Source organism: uncultured Rummeliibacillus sp. (genome assembly GCF_934216135.1).
Lineage (GTDB): Bacteria > Bacillota > Bacilli > Bacillales_A > Planococcaceae > Rummeliibacillus.
Genome location: NZ_CAKQBI010000013.1, coordinates 83780 through 101594 on the forward strand (window position 1 = coordinate 83780; position 17815 = coordinate 101594).

Consider the following 17815-nt stretch of genomic DNA (forward strand, 5'->3'; position numbering starts at 1 on the left):
AGCGAGAGCTTCTGCTAAAAATTCATTTAAGAATTCCATATTTATCTAAAGCATACATAATACCGTCCCCATCTGAACCTTTCGTAACAAAATCCGCAACGGACTTTAGTTTCTCATTTGCATTGCCCATTGCTATTCCAAAGCCAACTAGTTCGATCATATCGATATCATTTTCTCCATCTCCAAATGCGATTGCTTCTTTTTTATCAATATTAAAAAACTCTAATACTTTTAAAATAGCCAATGATTTAGAAACATCATTTTCTAAAACATTTAATATAGAAGGATGCCAACGTTTAAAAGTTAATGTTGGAAATTTTTCTTTATACTTTTGAATCATATATTCATTCGCAAATAAGCACATTAAAAAAGTATCATTTTCATATGCTTTTTTGCTGACTGCTGGATAATCTGTTAAAGACAAAGTTTCTTTTAAGGCATTTAAAACATCTGAATTTTGAACTCCATTGATATGAAGTTTTTCGGAGTAGAATGTTAGTGCATTACCTTCTTTTGAAGCAAAGTCCATAACATCCTTTACTATTTTTTTATCCATTGTAATTTTGTGTATTATTTTGTTTTTATGTTTAACATAGGCCCCATTTGCCGTAATAAAAGTGTCTATACCTAATGCGGCAATTTCAGCACACATTGATAATGGTCTACCTGTAGCAGCTACAACGCGTATACCTTGCTTGATTAATTGCTGAATTGCTTGTTTTGTACTATCTAAAATTATTCCATTTTTATAACTTGTAAGTGTACCATCAACATCAAAAAAGATTATTTTGGGCTTCATTCCTTCCACCTCCGTTTAATTTAAAAAGACTGATAAATCAGAATTCGTTATTTAAAAAGCTCCGCATGCATTACTTTTTAAGCTCATGAATACAGTGTGGTTGTTTGTAAAAGCTTTTCATGCAAATAAAGGCTGTTATCTCTCTTACTATGAATTATTTAGTACATCTATTAATTCATATAGATTATGTATTTCTACTAAATTCAACTGTTTGCATGTATTGCGTGTCCGGTTTAACCAAACACCTTTCATCCCACTATTACAACTTCCAATTACGTCTGTTTCTATAACATCCCCAATATAATAACTCGCATCTAATTTAACATTTGCACGTCGACATGCTTCAGTGAATATTTCAATATTTGGTTTAGATACTTTTATAGTCTCCTAATATACTTATAATTTTTCCTTTATAAACAGAAAATGTAACAATGGTATAACACTATTATATCAATAGTTAAACAACCAAAGAGCTTAAAATAGATTTTTATAATAATTGATTTTATATAATAATTCATTGCAGGTATAAAACTATATTAAAATAGTTATAAGTGAGTGAAATTCTGCTATTAATTATATAAGGATAATATGAATTTTTTTACAAAAATTCAATCGATTGATTTAAACTCAATCCATTTTCAGGTAAAATAATTATAGAATATATTATTTCCATATTGTTGAAATTTTTTAAGTTTTACTTCTAAACTAAAATAAAGGAAATGAATATATATAGACAACACCTATATAAATAGTTTTAGTGAAATAAAATAATAAGTCATTGCCTATAAACAGTATTATTAGAATTTTCTATTTTCTGTAGCTAAGGTTTTATTAATCATATTTACTTTCGGAACAAATACACTAAAAAAATCCAAAAATATTACGATAATATAGTAACTAGAGTTTACGGGAATATGTGCTTGAAAGGGTGAATAGTCTTGCTAATTTATGAGAACGATTACATACAATTATTAGAGGAACAAACAAAAGTTTATATCCAAGTGAATAAAGAAGGCTTTTCTTTAAAAGATTTTGATATGATTTTAAAAAAGAATCCGCGCATAAAATTAACAAGTTTTGCGAATTTAAGAAAGGCTTTAAATACTGTGGGGAGTGAACAAGTCGAAATTGGTACTTGGCTACCACCATTAGAAATTGTTGTATCAAGAGATCGAATGCTTGCCACTATGTATATTAATGAGGATCCTACGACCATCTTCCAAGATGATGACAATTTGAATAAGCAAATCAGAGAAGTTGCGGAAAATGTCGGGGTTACATTTGGTCTTCATACCTTATCATTAAATGATGTGAAATCTGGAAAACCTGTAACAGTAGCTGCAGGATTACCGCCACAAAAGGGATCGGATGCTAAAATAACGTACTTAGAAATTCCAGAGAGAAAGCCTCAAATTTTGGAGAGTGGCCGTGCAGATTACTATGATATGAATTTTATCTTTGAAATCGAACAAGATGCATGGTTAGGAGAAAAAATCCCAGCAAAGCCTGGAATACCAGGTAAGAATGTACTTGGCGAAACAATTCCAGCAATTGATGGTAAGGACATTCCATTAAAATATGATGCTAGTTCCATTTATGAACAAGAAGTCGATGGTAAGATTATTATTAGAGCAAAGAATAATGGGGTAATTGATAACACAAACGAAAAATTAGCGATTAATAAGCATCTTCAGATTAAAAAAGATGTCGGTTTAGAAACAGGAAATTTAAAATTTGATGGATCGATTACGATCAGTGAAACCGTTGTTGCAGGTTTCTCTGTAGAAGCTACTGGAGATATTTCAATTGAAGGAATTGAAGGAGTAACTGGAGCTAAACTGATTGAATCTAAATATGGTGATATCTATATTCGTGGTGGGATTTTTGGAAATGGTGAGACCGTTGTACGTGCAGGGGGCAATATTTACGTAAAACATACAAATGATAGTACGCTACAAGCTTCAAAAGATATTTTTATAGGCTCTTATTCCATGGGTTCCAATCTTAAGGCACAAAATATTTTTGTCAATGAACAAAGTGGCAAAATTATTGGCGGTTCTGCGGAAGCTACAAATTCTATCAACGCTGCCATTTCAGGAAATAGGTTAGAAAGAAAGACAGAGCTAATCCTTACTCTACCAGACCGAAAAGAAAGTGCTAAAATTATCAAAGATAAAAAAGATAAAATTATGGAGATTGAAAAGGAAATTGCGCATTTAGATGAGAAAGTATTTTCTCTTAAACCATTTTTAGAACAAATGAACGAAATTCAACGAAAAACATATGATGATACTATCGAAACGATTCATAAAAAGGAATCTGAGTTAAATCAATTAGAAACAGAAATAAACAGTATTTTCCAACAACTAAAAAGCACGGGAGATGAGAACATTAATATTACTAAAGAAGCTTTTCCTGGTACTGTTATTCAAATTGGGAAGAAGTCAACTATATTGAATAGCTCGACTTGTGGAAAATTCACCTTGGAAAATGGCGAGCTGAATGTCTAGACCATTAGTCTTCGCACATCGTGGTGCTTCAGCTTATGCGATTGAAAATTCCCTTGATGCTTTTCAACTAGCCTTAGAATTGCAATCAGATGGGTTAGAACTTGATATTCAAATGACAAAGGATCAAATACCGGTCGTAGTACACGATTACAATTTGAGAAGATTGACGGGCAAAAATGCATTAGTATCCGATCTAACTTTAAAAGAACTCAAATCCTTGAAGGTTGGTAAGCTTTTTATAAGAAGATTTAGAGGACCAGCGATTTTAACATTTGAGGAATTTCTATCTTGGCATTCAAGGACAAAAGTACCGTTAAATATTGAGCTTAAAGAATCTTTTATAGAGAATTCCAATGCATTAAAAACAACAGTAGAAAGATGTATGGAAATCCCGTATATTCATTTTTCCTCATTTCATCTAGACCTTCTTAAAAATGTCAAAAGGCTAGCACCAAACATAGAAACAGCCTTTATCGCTACAAAATTATTGAATTGGGACGAGTTAGATCAATTGCCTTATATCGATACGATTCATGCCAACAAAACTTGGTATTACAAAGAACGATATTTAGATGCCTGTTTTCGTCATCATAAAAAATGCAGATTTTACAATATCCACGGTAATGAAAAATACATTACATCACCACATAAAAACGTGATTGGATGGATTACTGACTATCCTGAAATAGTCCGAGCAGCACAAAGAAAAGTATAAAAGCCTCTATGGGATATGAAATTCCGTAGAGGCTTCGCATTTTCTATCATTCAATTTTATTTCTTCTTAGAATATTTTGTTGCTACTCGTCCATTTTTTCGATCTCTGTTTAATAAGTATCCTGCAAAAAAACCAAATCCTATTAAAAATAAGATAATTCCAATTGTAAATTGCAACCATAGGTAAGGTATGGGATCAGCTAATTTTGCAAAAAAAGTATCGCGCATTAATTTTATCCCGGTTGCAGCCATAATGGCGGGAATGGCTAATATGATAAAAGCTATAAAACGACCCATTTCGTTCAACTCCTCTAATCTTTTATATTCTCACGTGTATTGTATAGATTGTCAAGCGTATCAACATTCGATACTATAATATCAATAATTATAGGAAAATACTTGAACTAAAATAGATAGGAAGTGAAAAAATTTGCATAGAATAATGATAGTAGGTGCAGGCAATGGGGGAACGGCTATCTTACGGTTATTGGGACACGCATCTAAATGGCAAACCGTAGCAGTTATAGATATCAAGGACGATGCCAGTGGAATCATTGAGGCAAAGAAAATGGGCATTCAAACGGGAAATGACTGGCGAAGTTTTTTACAAGATTCAATTGAAATGGTCATTGATGTAACTGGTGATCACAAAGTTTTTGAAGAGTTAAGGGCGACTTTACCAAAAGAAACAATGTTGATACCGGGTGGATTCGCTGAAATTATTGTACAACTATTACAAGAAAAAGATTACTATATTCAGAAACTGCAATCTTTCTCAAAGCGACAACAAATTATATTTAATTCGATTGAAGAGGGTATGATAAGTATTAATCCTTCAGGAATTGTCACTTTTTTTAACCAAAGTGCACAACGAATTACAGGAATCTCAATGGATGAAGCAATAGGTCAACATATAGATGTTGTCATTCCAAATAGCGGATTAAATAGAGTCATAGAAACTGGTCAAGCTGAAACCAATCAGGAACTACTATTAAAAACGGGCAAAAAAATTGTCACTTCCAGATTTCCAATGTTGGATGAACATTCGATGCAAATCGGTGCATTTGCCATCTTCAAGGATATTAGCGAAGTAGTATCTTTAGCCGAAGAAATTACAGATTTAAAAGAAATCAAAACGATGCTAGAAGCAATTATCCAATCGAGTGACGATGCTATTTCTGTAGTGGATGAACAAGGCCGAGGTATTCTTGTAAATCCTGCGTATACAAGAATTACAGGGCTTCCTCCAGAGGAAATCATCGGAAAGCCAGCTACAACAGATATCTCCGAGGGTGAAAGTATGCATCTTAAAGTAATTGAAACGAAAAAGCCAATTCGTGGTGTCAATATGCGTCTAGGACCGAGTATGCGGGAAGTTATCGTGAATGTGGCACCTATTATCGTAGAAAATGAACTAAAAGGTAGTGTAGGTGTTATTCATGATGTCACAGAAATGCGTTCGCTTGCCCAGGAATTAAACAAAGCAAAAACAATTATTAGATCTTTAGAGTCAAAATATGTATTTGATGATATCATCGGTAATTCGGAAGAAATGACATTGGCTATAGAACAAGCAAAATTGGCTGCTAAAACGCCTGTCACGGTGTTTTTAAGAGGAGAATCAGGAACTGGAAAGGAATTATTTGCTCATGCCATTCATAGTGAAAGTAACCGGCATTATGAAAAGTTTATCCGCGTAAATTGTGCAGCAATTGCAGAAAACTTATTAGAAAGTGAACTATTTGGTTATGAAGACGGAGCCTTTACGGGTGCGAAAAAAGGAGGAAAGCGGGGCCTTTTTGAAGAAGCAAATGGTGGTAGTATCTTCTTAGATGAGATTGGGGAATTATCGTTAAATACACAAGCTAAATTATTAAGAGTTCTACAGGAAAGAGAAATTGTGCGAGTAGGTGGTGTAAAACCAATTCCGATTGATGTTCGTATTATTGCTGCAACGAATGTCAATATGGAAAAGGCGCTACATGATCATACTTTTCGTGAAGATCTATATTATCGATTAAATCGAATGCCGATTTATATCCCGCCATTACGAAATCGATTACAGGATATACCACAACTTGTAGAGCGTTTGTTGACAAAGCTAAATCGTGAATATGGGAGAAATGTGACCACGGTTTCACCAGCGGTTATTCCAAAACTACAATCCTACAATTGGCCTGGTAATGTCCGTGAATTAGAAAATGTCATTGGGCGGGCTATGATTTTCATGCCAATTTCTGAAACAGAAATACATGAACGTTTTGTTCAAATTTCTAGTAATCAGAATGATTTTGCTGAAAACGATAAGGCTCTGAAGATCATTCAAGGTTCACTCGAAGAAATCATGCATCGTCATGAAAAACAAATTATTGAACAAGCATTAGAAACCTGTCAATACAATAAAACAAAGACGGCTCATATGCTCAATATTTCGATTAGAAGTTTATATTATAAATTAGAAAAATATGGTCTTGCATAAAATGGCGCGCAACAAATTGCACATTGCGCAAAATATTGCACGGAATTTAAAAGCCTACCTTAAATGAAATTCATTTAAGGTAGGCTTTTTACATTTGGCATGCTTCTTGCATTAAATAATGGTAACTGGGATTTATAAAAACCAGAAATAGTTCACAACTTCAAAGGGGGACATATCAATGGAAATCTTCAAGTATATGGAAAAATATGATTATGAACAAATTGTAATGTGTCAAGATCAATCTTCAGGGTTAAAAGCAATTATTGCTATACATGATACAACACTAGGGCCTGCGCTTGGTGGTACAAGAATGTGGACTTATGCATCAGAAGCGGATGCTATAGAAGATGCGCTACGATTGGCTCGTGGTATGACATATAAAAATGCAGCAGCTGGTTTAAATCTAGGTGGAGGAAAAACGGTTATTATGGGTGATCCATTCAAAGATAAAAATGATGAAATGTTTCGTGCGCTCGGTAGATTTATACAAGGATTGAATGGCCGTTATATTACAGCGGAGGATGTTGGTACAACAGTTGCTGATATGGATTTGATTCATGAAGAGACCGATTATGTCACTGGTATTTCTCCTGCATTTGGGTCATCAGGTAACCCATCACCAGTAACGGCATATGGTGTATATGTAGGGATGAAAGCGGCTGCAAAAGAGGCGTTTGGTAGCGATAATTTGAAAGGTAAAAAAATTGCTGTTCAAGGGCTTGGTAATGTTGCTTATACATTGTGTCAGTATTTATATGAAGAAGGGGCAGAATTGATTGTAACAGATATTAATGAACTAGCTGTAACACGAGTTGTAGAAGAATTTGGTGCAACAGCTGTAGAACCACATGAAATATATAAACAAGAAGTGGATATTTTCTCACCATGTGCATTAGGTGCAATTATCAATGATCAAACCATCCCACAACTGAAAGCAAAAGTGATTGCCGGATCTGCTAACAATCAGCTTCAACATTCAGTACATGGCCAGATATTACATGAAACAGGCATTGTTTACGCGCCAGATTACGTTATTAATGCAGGCGGTGTGATTAATGTTGCAGATGAGTTATATGGCTATAATCGTGAACGTGCGATGAAAAGAGTGGAAGGTATTTATGATAGCATAGCTAAAATTATAGCAATATCAAAAAGAGATAATATACCGACCTATTTGGCTGCCAACCAATTAGCAGAAGATCGTATCAATCGAATTTCAAAATCACGAAGCACATTTTTGCGTAATGAAAAGAATATTCTATCAAATAGAGAAAGAGATTAGAAGATATAAATCAGGTGACTTTTAAAATAAGTATGCTATAATTTAGTACCAGGTAATAAAAATATAACTGTCATGTTTGATAGTGCTATTATTTATTTGAATATGACAGTTATCACGTTTTATATATAAAATTTAATGATATAACTAATAGGGAAATATAAAAATAGGAGTGTGTTCTTATGGCTAAGAATTATGACCTTGTCATATTAGGAGGAGGACCAGGAGGTTATGTTGCAGCTATTCGTGCCGCACAACTCGGCCTTTCTACTGCCATTGTGGAACAAAGTAAACTAGGGGGTACTTGTTTACATAAAGGATGTATTCCAAGTAAAGCCTTGCTACGCAGTGCGGAAGTCTATCGGACAACAAAAGAGCAAGCTCATACATTTGGTGTGGAAGCATATGATATAAAATTTAACTTTGAACAGGCTCAAAAACGCAAAAATGGAATTGTTGATCAATTACATAAAGGCGTTCAAGGCTTGATGAAAAAAGGAAAAATTGATGTATATAAAGGCTATGGAAGAATATTAGGACCATCTATTTTTTCACCGATGTCTGGTACTATTTCGGTGGAATTTGAAGATGACCGTGAAAATGAAATGCTCATTCCGAAAAATGTCATCATTGCAACAGGATCCAGACCAAGAGGCTTAAAAGGTTTGACACCAGATAGCAAAACAATATTAACATCAGATGATTTAATGTCATTGGAACAGTTACCACAATCATTAATCATTGTGGGTGGTGGCGTAATCGGGATTGAATGGGCATCAATGTTACATGATTTTGGTGTAGAAGTAACGATTGTTGAATATTCCGATGCTATTTTGCCAACAGAAGATTATGATGTTCAAAAATTAATGACAACTTCGTTTGAAAAAAGGGGTATCCGTGTTTTAACCAATGCCAATATACTTCCGGAAATACTGCAAGCAAATGCTGATCACATTGAGATATCAGCTGAAGTGAATGGTTCACAGCAAAAATTATCCGCAGAAAAATTATTATTATCAGTTGGCAGACAAGCAAATGTAGAAAATATCGGTCTAGATAATACAGATATTGAAGTACACCGCGGATTTATAGAAGTAAATGAACATTATCAAACAAAAGAAACTCATATCTATGCAATTGGTGATGTTATTGGTGGTTTGCAACTTGCTCATGTTGCATCTCATGAAGGAATCCATGCAGTGGAACATATTGCTGGATATCAACCTGAGAAAATTGAACTTCATAAGATAGCACGTTGTATTTATGGTAGTCCAGAAGTTGCAAGCATTGGTTTTACAGAAAAACAAGCAAAAGAACAGGGTTTAGAAATCGCCATAGGTAAATTTCCATTTGCTGCTATTGGAAAAGCGCTTGTTTACGGTGAAACAGAAGGATTTGTGAAAATAATCGCAGACAAAAAGTCGGATGATATTGTCGGGATACATATCATTGGTGCTCATGCAACAGAACTTATATCCGAAGCAAGTCTTGCGATGTTAGTAGATGCGACTCCGTGGGAAATGTCAGCACATATCCACCCACATCCGTCGCTTTCAGAAGCAATTGGAGAAGCAGCTTTAGCTGTTGAAGGAAAAGCGATTCATCAGTAAAGGAGAGATGAGAAAATGACTGAAAACAGACATGCTGCATTAGGTTTATCAGATGAAAAAGTACTTGAAATGTATAGAACAATGCTATTAGCACGACGAATAGATGAAAGAATGTGGCTTCTAAATCGCGCAGGTAAAATCCCATTTGTTATTTCTTGTCAAGGCCAAGAAGCAGCACAAGTAGGGGCGGCTTATGCATTAGACAACGAAAAAGATTATATCGCGCCTTATTATCGAGATATGGGGGTTGTCCTTCGTTTCGGAATGACTACACAAGAACTAATGCTATCTGCTTTCGCAAAAGCAGAAGACCCAAACTCCGGTGGTAGACAAATGCCAGGACACTTTGGACAAAAGAAAAATCGTATTATAACAGGCTCATCACCCGTAACAACACAAGTACCCCATGCAGTAGGGGTAGCTTTGGCTAGTAAAATGCAAAAGAAAGATTTTGTGACATTTGTAACTCTAGGTGAAGGATCCTCTAACCAAGGTGATTTCCATGAAGGGGCTAATTTTGCGGGCGTTCATAAACTACCGGTTATTATTATGGTAGAAAATAATCGCTATGCTATATCTGTTCCGTTAAAAAAACAACTTGCTTGTGAAAATGTATCTGATCGTGCCAAAGGGTATGGAATGCCAGGTGTAACGGTAGATGGTAATGATCCAATTGAAGTTTATAAAGTAGTAAAAGAAGCAGCTGATCGAGCGAGAGAGGGGAAAGGACCAAGTCTTATCGAAACAGTTTGCTATCGTTTGACTGCGCATTCATCTGATGATGATCAACGTCAATATCGGACAGAAGAAGATTTAGCAGAAGGAAAAGCACATGATCCGATTATGAGATTCTCAAATTACTTAAAAGAATTGAACATTTTAACATCAGAACTTGAAGAGAAAATGCAAAATGACATCATGGCTGAAATTGATGAAGCTACTGAATATGCAGAACAGGCCCCATATGCAGCACCTGAGCATGCATTAAAATACGTTTATGCAGAACAGGAGGAAGTATAAAAATGGCCGTTTTATCTTATATTGATGCAATTACACTTGCGATGAAAGAAGAAATGGAAAGAGATGAACGAGTTTTTATCCTTGGTGAAGATGTTGGTCGTAAAGGTGGCGTATTCAAAGCAACAAACGGCTTATATGAACAATTTGGCGAAGACAGAGTAATCGATACACCATTAGCAGAATCTGCAATAGCAGGTGTCGGAATTGGTGCTGCTATGTATGGCTTAAGACCAATTGCAGAAATGCAATTTGCTGATTTTATCATGCCAGCTGTCAACCAAATCGTTTCTGAAGCAGCAAAAGTTCGCTATCGTTCAAATAATGATTGGAATTGTCCAATGGTCATTCGTGCACCTTTTGGTGGTGGTGTTCATGGAGCACTTTATCATTCACAATCTGTTGAAGCAGTATTTGCGAACCAACCAGGGTTAAAAATTGTCATTCCATCTACTCCATACGATGCAAAAGGCTTATTAAAAGCTGCAATTCGTGATGATGATCCTGTATTATTTTTCGAACATAAAAGAGCATATCGTTTGATCAAAGGCGAAGTTCCTGATGACGACTATACCATTGAAATTGGGAAAGCAGACGTAAAACGTGAAGGCGATGATATTACGGTTATTACGTATGGCTTAGGTGTGCATTTTGCATTGCAAGCAGCTGAAAGAATTGAAAAAGATGGAATTAGCGCACATATATTAGATTTGCGAACAATCTATCCACTCGATCAAGAAGCTATTATTGAAGCTGCGAAGAAAACGGGAAAAGTTCTTCTAATTACAGAAGACACTAAAGAAGGCAGTGTAATGAGTGAAGTAGCAGCAATTATCGCGGAATATGCTTTATTTGATTTGGATGCACCGATTAAACGCTTAGCAGGACCAGATGTACCAGCTATGCCTTACGCGCCAACAATGGAAAAATTCTTTATGATTAGTCCTGAAAAAGTAGAACAGGCCATGCGCGAATTGGCAGCATTTTAGTGCTAAGGAGGGGAATAATATGACCATACAAAATATTACAATGCCACAACTTGGTGAAAGTGTTACAGAAGGTACAATTGAAAGATGGCTAATCAAACCTGGTGACCAAGTAAAAAAATACGATGCTTTAGCTGAAGTTCAAACAGACAAGGTGACAGCAGAATTACCATCATCATTCACAGGGACAATATCTGAACTGATCGCGCATGAAGGCGATACAATTGAAGTGGGTAAGATTGTTTGTACCATCGAAATTGAAGATGCTGTCGTAAACCCATCAACAGTAACTACTCATTCAAAAGAAAGTTCTAACGAAGATCAAAATACTAATACTTCGAACGGAAAATCGATGAAAACAAGATATTCACCAGCTGTTGTACGCTTAGCTTCAGAACATCAAATTGACCTCACGCAAGTAGAAGGTAGCGGCGCTTCTGGACGAATAACACGAAAAGATATCCAAAAGATTATTGAAACGGGTAATATTCCTAAAGCGACAAAACAAAAGGTGGAACAACCAAACATAGCCACGCAACAAGTTATACCTGAAGTGAAGTTAACAAATCACATAGAAACGCAGCCATCAAGCATCGGTGATATTGAAATCCCAGTATCAGGTGTTCGACGTGCAATTGCCAAGAACATGGTGATGAGTACACAAGAAATACCGCATGCCTGGATGATGATGGAAGTGGATGTCACTGATTTAGTAAGTTATCGCGATTCGATAAAAGAGGATTTTAAAAAGAAAGAAGGATATAATCTTACGTACTTTGCTTTCTTTGTAAAAGCAGTTTCCCAAGCTTTAAAAGAGTTTCCAATGATGAATTCACAATGGCAAGGTGACAAAATTATTCAGAAAAAGGATATCAACCTTTCTATTGCTGTAACAACAGAAGATGCATTGTATGTTCCAGTTATTCATCATGCAGATGACAAGTCGATTAAAGGTATCGCAAAAGAGGTCCATGAACTTGCCATTAAAGTACGAAGCGGCAAGTTGAAATCCGAAGATATGCAAGGTGGAACATTCACTGTAAATAACACAGGTTCATTTGGCTCTGTTCAATCGATGGGTATTATCAATTATCCACAGGCAGCGATATTACAAATAGAATCTATTGTAAAACGTCCTGTAATTATGAACGGTGGAATGTTTGCTGCAAGAGATATGGTGAATATTTGTTTATCCATTGATCATAGAATTTTAGATGGATTCGTAAGCGGGAAATTTCTAGCTCGTGTAAAAGAAATTCTCGAAAATATATCAAAAGACACAACTTCAATCTATTGATAGATGTCTGAAGACCGTAATATTACGGTTTTCAGACTTTTTTTTCTTTTATGAAGTCACATTGTTGTGTAAAATAGTAATAGAATCACTGAAGGGGGGAAGCGTCATCGCGTCCGTATGACAAACATGAAAGAAGTAGAATTTAAAAAACCTTCTTACGATGAATGGCAAGAAGCATCGATTAAGGCTCTTAAAGGAAAACCTTTTGAATCATTATTTACAAAAACAATTGAGGGGATTACTCTTGAACCTTTATACACAACTGAAAGCCTAATGGCAAAAGTTGACGGGAAATTAGAGGAACAAGTATCAACTATTCGAGCAATGCAAGTGGATAGTGCATTTACTGTAGCTCAAGCAGCATATGGAGATACTATTGAAGAATTCATCGCTCAAACAGAGGATTCGTTTGAACGAGGTAACCAATATGTTACAGTTGGCAAAGTGAACTTTGAATGGAATGAAAATGCATTAAAACAATTAGCAGCATTACTTGAAAAACATCCATTTGTTATCAATGTTGTTGATCCAGCAGTTGTTGACGTATTTAAATATGTTGAGAATAAAGATATTTCAGGCTTTATCATTTCAAAAGAGGAACAAACTATTCTGGATTTTCCGAATGTTCGAAAGTTAAACGCTTACATTCAAGATGCGCATTATCAAGGTGCAAATGCAGTTCAAGAATTAGCGATTGCATTAGCTAAAGCAAGTGAGTTAGCTAACAACATGGAATTCGCTGAATTTGAAAAACAATTTTTCGTATCCTTCGCAATCGATACAAAATTCTTTATGGAAATCGCAAAAATCCGTGCATTTAGAGTATTATGGAAGGCTTTTGCAAAAGCTTATGGTGTAGAAAATCCTCAACCAGTTAAAATTTTTGCAGAAACATCTTTACGTAGCTTTTCAAAATTAGATGTTTATGTAAATCTTTTACGTGCCGGAAATGAAGCATTTTCTGCTGTATTAGGTGGAGCGGACGTGGTGACAGTTCATCCTCATGATGTACTAACAAAACCAACAAACCAATCAATTCGTATCGCACGTAACGTATCCTTAGTGATTAAAGAAGAATCTCATATAACGCAAGTTCTAGATCCTGCTGGCGGTTCTTATTACGTTGAATCATTGACTCATGAGTTAGTGAAAAAGGCTTGGGCGAAATTTGTTGAAATCGAGGAAGCTGGCGGCTATAGCGCATATGCTGAATCAGGAAAACTTCAAAAAGAACTTGACGAAATGATGGCAAAACGTATCAACGATGTAGAACGTCGCAAAACTGTTTTAGTTGGTACAAATAATTTCGCAAATGCGAACGAAGAAGTACCATCAGAATCATTCTATGAAGTAAATCGAATTGCAAAACCATTCGAAGAACTTCGACAACAATTCAAACAATCACCGGTACATGTTGTGATTTTAACATATGGAATTCTCAAAAATATTAAACCACGTACTGACTTTGTAAAAGGTATATTCGCGACTGCAGGTATTACTGCAGAAGTAACAGATCCATTTACAGATGTCAAAAAAGCAAAAGAGTGGTTATCAAATACGACAGCTGACTATGTAGTATTTAGTGCAACTGATGACGATACAAAAGAAGTCATTCCTGCATTATTAGCTTCAAAACCAGGACATATATTACTAGATGCTGCAGGTAAATTTGATGAAGACTGGGAAGACCAAGGACTAAATGGTTTTGTCTTCGCTGGTCAAAATATTATTGAGAAATTACAAGGCATCCAAGATACCTTGAAGGAGGTTCAACGATGAGCAAGCCAAATTTTGCTGATATTTCGATAGAAGAAGTTTTAAAAACAGAAGAAGTTCCTGTTTCAGATAAAACATTTCATACAAATGAAAATATTGAAGTGAAAAATGTATATACGAAAGAAGATTACAAAGGATTAAAACATCTAAATGATGTAGCTGGAATTGCTCCAAATACACGTGGACCTTATCCGACAATGTATGTAGGACGTCCTTGGACAATCCGTCAATACGCAGGTTTCTCTACAGCTGAAGAATCAAATGCTTTCTATCGTCGTAACCTTGCGATGGGTCAAAAAGGTTTATCAGTTGCCTTTGACCTTGCGACGCACCGTGGCTATGACTCAGATCACCCTCGCGTAACAGGTGATGTTGGTAAAGCCGGCGTTGCAATCGACTCAGTAGAAGATACAAAAATTCTATTTGATGGTATTCCACTTGATCAAATGTCTGTATCCATGACGATGAATGGTGCGGTACTACCTGTTCTTGCGTTTTATATTGTAACAGCAGAAGAACAAGGCGTAACACCTGATAAATTATCAGGTACAATCCAAAATGACATTTTAAAAGAATATATGGTTCGTAACACATATATTTATCCTCCAGAAATGTCTATGAAGATTATCGCTGATATTTTTGAATATACATCAAAATTCATGCCGAAATTTAACTCAATCTCTATTTCTGGTTACCATATTCAAGAAGCTGGGGCTACGAATGATATTGAACTTGCATACACACTAGCAGATGGTCTTGAATATGTTCGTACAGGATTAAAAGCAGGCATTGATATCGATAAATTTGCTCCACGTTTATCTTTCTTCTGGGCAATCGGTATGAACTATTACATGGAAATTGCGAAAATGCGTGCAGCTCGTCGAATTTGGGCACAAATGATGTCTACATTCAATCCGAAAAATCCAAAAACATTAGCATTACGTACTCACTCACAAACTTCTGGTTGGTCTTTAACAGAGCAAGATCCATTTAACAACGTGACACGTACACTAATCGAAGCAAACGCAGCAACAATGGGACATACGCAATCCCTTCATACAAATGCACTTGATGAAGCAATTGCTCTACCGACTGATTTCTCAGCTCGAATTGCGCGTAATACGCAATTGTTCTTGCAAAACGAAACAGGTATGACGAAAACAATCGATCCATGGGGCGGTTCATACTATGTTGAAAAACTTACAGATGAACTAACTCAATCCGCTTGGAAATTGATCGAAGAAATTGAGGATCTTGGCGGTATGGCAAAAGCGATCGAAACAGGTCTACCAAAGATGAAGGTCGAAGAAGCAGCAGCAAAACGCCAAGCAAAAATTGACTCAAAAGCAGAAACGATTATAGGTGTGAACAAATATCGTCTTACAGAAGAAGAACCGATTGAAATTTTAGATATTGATAATACATTAGTACGTCAATCTCAAATTGACCGTATTAACAAAATGAAAGCTGAGCGAGACGATGCAGAAGTGAAACGCCACTTAGCACGCCTAACAAAAGCTGCTGAAACAGGCGAAGAAAACTTACTTGCTGTTGCAGTAGATGCAGCTCGTGCACGTGCAACACTAGGCGAAATTTCAGATGCTATTGAAAAAGTATCTGGACGTCACAAAGCAGTTATTCGCTCAATTAGTGGGGTGTACGCTACGAACTATTCAGATGAAGATGCGATTAAAGAAATAAAACAAATGACTGACGAATTCCTAGAAAATGAAGGTCGTCGTCCACGTATTCTAGTAGCAAAAATGGGTCAAGATGGTCATGACCGTGGTGCGAAAGTAGTTGCAACTGCTTACGCTGATTTCGGTTTTGACGTTGATATTTCACCATTATTTATGACACCAGAAGAAACAGCTCAAATGGCAGTAGAAAATGATGTTCATGTTGTAGGTGTTTCTTCACTTGCTGCGGGTCACAAAACATTGGTTCCTGAACTTGTTGCAGAATTGAAAAAATTAGGTCGTGAAGATATTATCGTTATTGTTGGTGGAGTTATTCCAGCACAAGATTATGATTTCTTATATGAACATGGTGCAGCTGCAATCTTTGGACCTGGTACTGTATTGCCAATCGCATCACAAAAAATGCTTGAAATCATATACAAAAACTTGGGCTATGAGGAAGCTTAATGCCTGATAAAGAATCCGCGCTTTTTGTACAACCAGGTGTTAAAGCGATTCACGATGGTATGGAGCCAACAAAGCGAAAAAAGTTTGTGAAGAAAAAGAAAGAAAAGCAAGATTTGGATGAGTTAGCGTCAGAGGTTCGAGAAGGTTCTCGCTTACATTTAGCCAAAGCCATCACACTTTTAGAAAGTTCGAATGTTGATGATAAAGTAGAGGGGCAGGAGTTATTAAAAAAACTCCTCCCTTATACAGGAAATTCTATTCGAATTGGAATTACAGGTGTACCTGGTGCAGGAAAGAGTACGTTTATCGAATCCTTTGGGAAAATGCTTTGTAGCCAAGGTCACAAAGTAGCGGTGCTAGCCATTGATCCAAGTTCAACAGTTACCGGTGGGAGTATTTTAGGGGATAAAACAAGGATGGAAGAATTATCTCGTGAGAAGAATGCTTTCATCCGTCCATCTCCTTCTGCCGGTACACTTGGTGGCGTACACAAAAAAACGCGTGAAACCATGCTTTTATGTGAAGCAGCTGGTTATGACATTATTTTGATCGAAACAGTTGGTGTCGGACAAAGTGAAACCATTGTCCGTGGCATGGTTGATTTCTTCCTTTTACTTGTCTTGACGGGTGCAGGGGACGAACTACAAGGTATGAAAAAAGGAATTATGGAACTCGCGGATACAATTCTAGTGCATAAAGCAGATGGTGATAATATCCGCAATGCCAAAAAAACAGCTGCAGAATATAAACAAATTCTTCATCTGTTACAACCTGCAACACCAGGCTGGACAACTCGTTCGATGACAGCATCATCTTATGAAAATAAGGGATTAGACAAAGTACTTGAAACCATATTAGAGTTCCAAAAACAAGGATTAGAAAATGGAGTTTGGGACAGTCGTAGAAGTCAACAAACGACTGACTGGTTCCAATCCATGATTCACGATCACTTAATCGATTCCTTCTACGGAAATCCCGATAGAAAGAATCAGGTACAAACCTTAGAACAACAAATACTAAATGGACAAATCACTGTCGCACAAGGTGTCGAGCAGTTATTTCCAAAAGAGGCTGAGTAATTTTTACTCAGTTTTTTTGTTTGAGTATAAAATCATATTTAGGATAATGGTTCTATACTAATTGTTGGGGTTATCAAACAATTTAGGGTAAAAAAATACACGTAAGCTCCAAATATCTTATA

14 protein-coding genes are annotated in these 17815 nt (G+C 36.0%); 11 read left to right on the forward strand and 3 right to left on the reverse strand.

The features are described from left to right. Nucleotides 1-22 precede the first annotated feature (22 nt). The gene (locus Q0977_RS10480) at nt 23-799 is read right to left on the reverse strand and encodes a Cof-type HAD-IIB family hydrolase (protein WP_299513477.1); all 777 of its coding nucleotides are present in this window, start codon (nt 797-799) and stop codon (nt 23-25) included. Between the two features lie 147 nt (nt 800-946). After that, complete coding sequence (locus tag Q0977_RS10485) at nt 947-1180, reverse strand: HAD hydrolase-like protein (RefSeq protein ID WP_124217646.1); 234 nt, start codon at nt 1178-1180, stop codon at nt 947-949. A 557-nt stretch (nt 1181-1737) separates the two neighbouring features. Here Q0977_RS10485 and Q0977_RS10490 point away from each other — a divergent pair. Beyond that, nucleotides 1738-3309, forward strand: coding sequence for a DUF342 domain-containing protein (locus Q0977_RS10490; RefSeq protein WP_299513480.1), 1572 nt, complete (start codon nt 1738-1740; stop codon nt 3307-3309). Then, nucleotides 3302-4024 (forward strand): glycerophosphodiester phosphodiesterase family protein, encoded by a 723-nt coding sequence (locus Q0977_RS10495; RefSeq protein ID WP_299513483.1) that lies wholly within the window; start codon nt 3302-3304, stop codon nt 4022-4024. The genes Q0977_RS10490 and Q0977_RS10495 overlap by 8 nt, the downstream gene beginning before the upstream one ends. A 56-nt stretch (nt 4025-4080) precedes the next feature. On the opposite strand, the gene Q0977_RS10500 is transcribed toward Q0977_RS10495, so the two are convergent. Further along, complete coding sequence (locus Q0977_RS10500; protein ID WP_119414865.1) at nt 4081-4320, reverse strand: DUF2627 domain-containing protein; 240 nt, start codon at nt 4318-4320, stop codon at nt 4081-4083. A gap of 133 nt (nt 4321-4453) precedes the next feature. On the opposite strand from Q0977_RS10500, the gene Q0977_RS10505 reads away from it, so the two are divergent. From Q0977_RS10505 to meaB, 9 genes are all read left to right on the forward strand, one after another. Beyond that, nucleotides 4454-6502, forward strand: a complete 2049-nt coding sequence (locus Q0977_RS10505) for a sigma-54-dependent Fis family transcriptional regulator (RefSeq protein WP_119414866.1) — start codon at nt 4454-4456, stop codon at nt 6500-6502. Nucleotides 6503-6680: 178 nt separating this feature from the next. Continuing rightward, nucleotides 6681-7784, forward strand: coding sequence for a Glu/Leu/Phe/Val dehydrogenase (locus Q0977_RS10510; RefSeq protein WP_119414867.1), 1104 nt, complete (start codon nt 6681-6683; stop codon nt 7782-7784). Between the two features lie 179 nt (nt 7785-7963). After that, nucleotides 7964-9391, forward strand: coding sequence for a dihydrolipoyl dehydrogenase (gene lpdA, locus Q0977_RS10515; RefSeq protein WP_299513493.1), 1428 nt, complete (start codon nt 7964-7966; stop codon nt 9389-9391). A gap of 15 nt (nt 9392-9406) precedes the next feature. Continuing rightward, a complete protein-coding gene (locus Q0977_RS10520; protein WP_119414869.1) occupies nt 9407-10411 on the forward strand; it encodes a thiamine pyrophosphate-dependent dehydrogenase E1 component subunit alpha in 1005 nt (334 codons plus the stop codon). A 2-nt stretch (nt 10412-10413) separates the two neighbouring features. Continuing rightward, entirely contained in the window at nt 10414-11397 is a 984-nt protein-coding gene (locus Q0977_RS10525; protein ID WP_119414870.1) for an alpha-ketoacid dehydrogenase subunit beta, read from the forward strand. Between the two features lie 19 nt (nt 11398-11416). Further along, on the forward strand, nt 11417-12691 hold the full coding sequence (locus Q0977_RS10530) for a dihydrolipoamide acetyltransferase family protein (RefSeq protein ID WP_299513499.1): 1275 nt from the start codon (nt 11417-11419) through the stop codon (nt 12689-12691). A gap of 117 nt (nt 12692-12808) precedes the next feature. Beyond that, on the forward strand, nt 12809-14470 hold the full coding sequence (locus Q0977_RS10535) for a methylmalonyl-CoA mutase family protein (protein ID WP_299513502.1): 1662 nt from the start codon (nt 12809-12811) through the stop codon (nt 14468-14470). Then, nucleotides 14467-16614 carry a methylmalonyl-CoA mutase gene (gene scpA / locus Q0977_RS10540; protein WP_124217636.1) on the forward strand — a complete coding sequence of 716 codons (2148 nt, stop codon included), beginning with the start codon at nt 14467-14469 and terminating at the stop codon, nt 16612-16614. The genes Q0977_RS10535 and scpA overlap by 4 nt, the downstream gene beginning before the upstream one ends. Further along, nucleotides 16614-17693, forward strand: a complete 1080-nt coding sequence (gene meaB / locus Q0977_RS10545) for a methylmalonyl Co-A mutase-associated GTPase MeaB (protein WP_299513507.1) — start codon at nt 16614-16616, stop codon at nt 17691-17693. The genes scpA and meaB overlap by 1 nt, the downstream gene beginning before the upstream one ends. Nucleotides 17694-17815 lie beyond the last annotated feature (122 nt).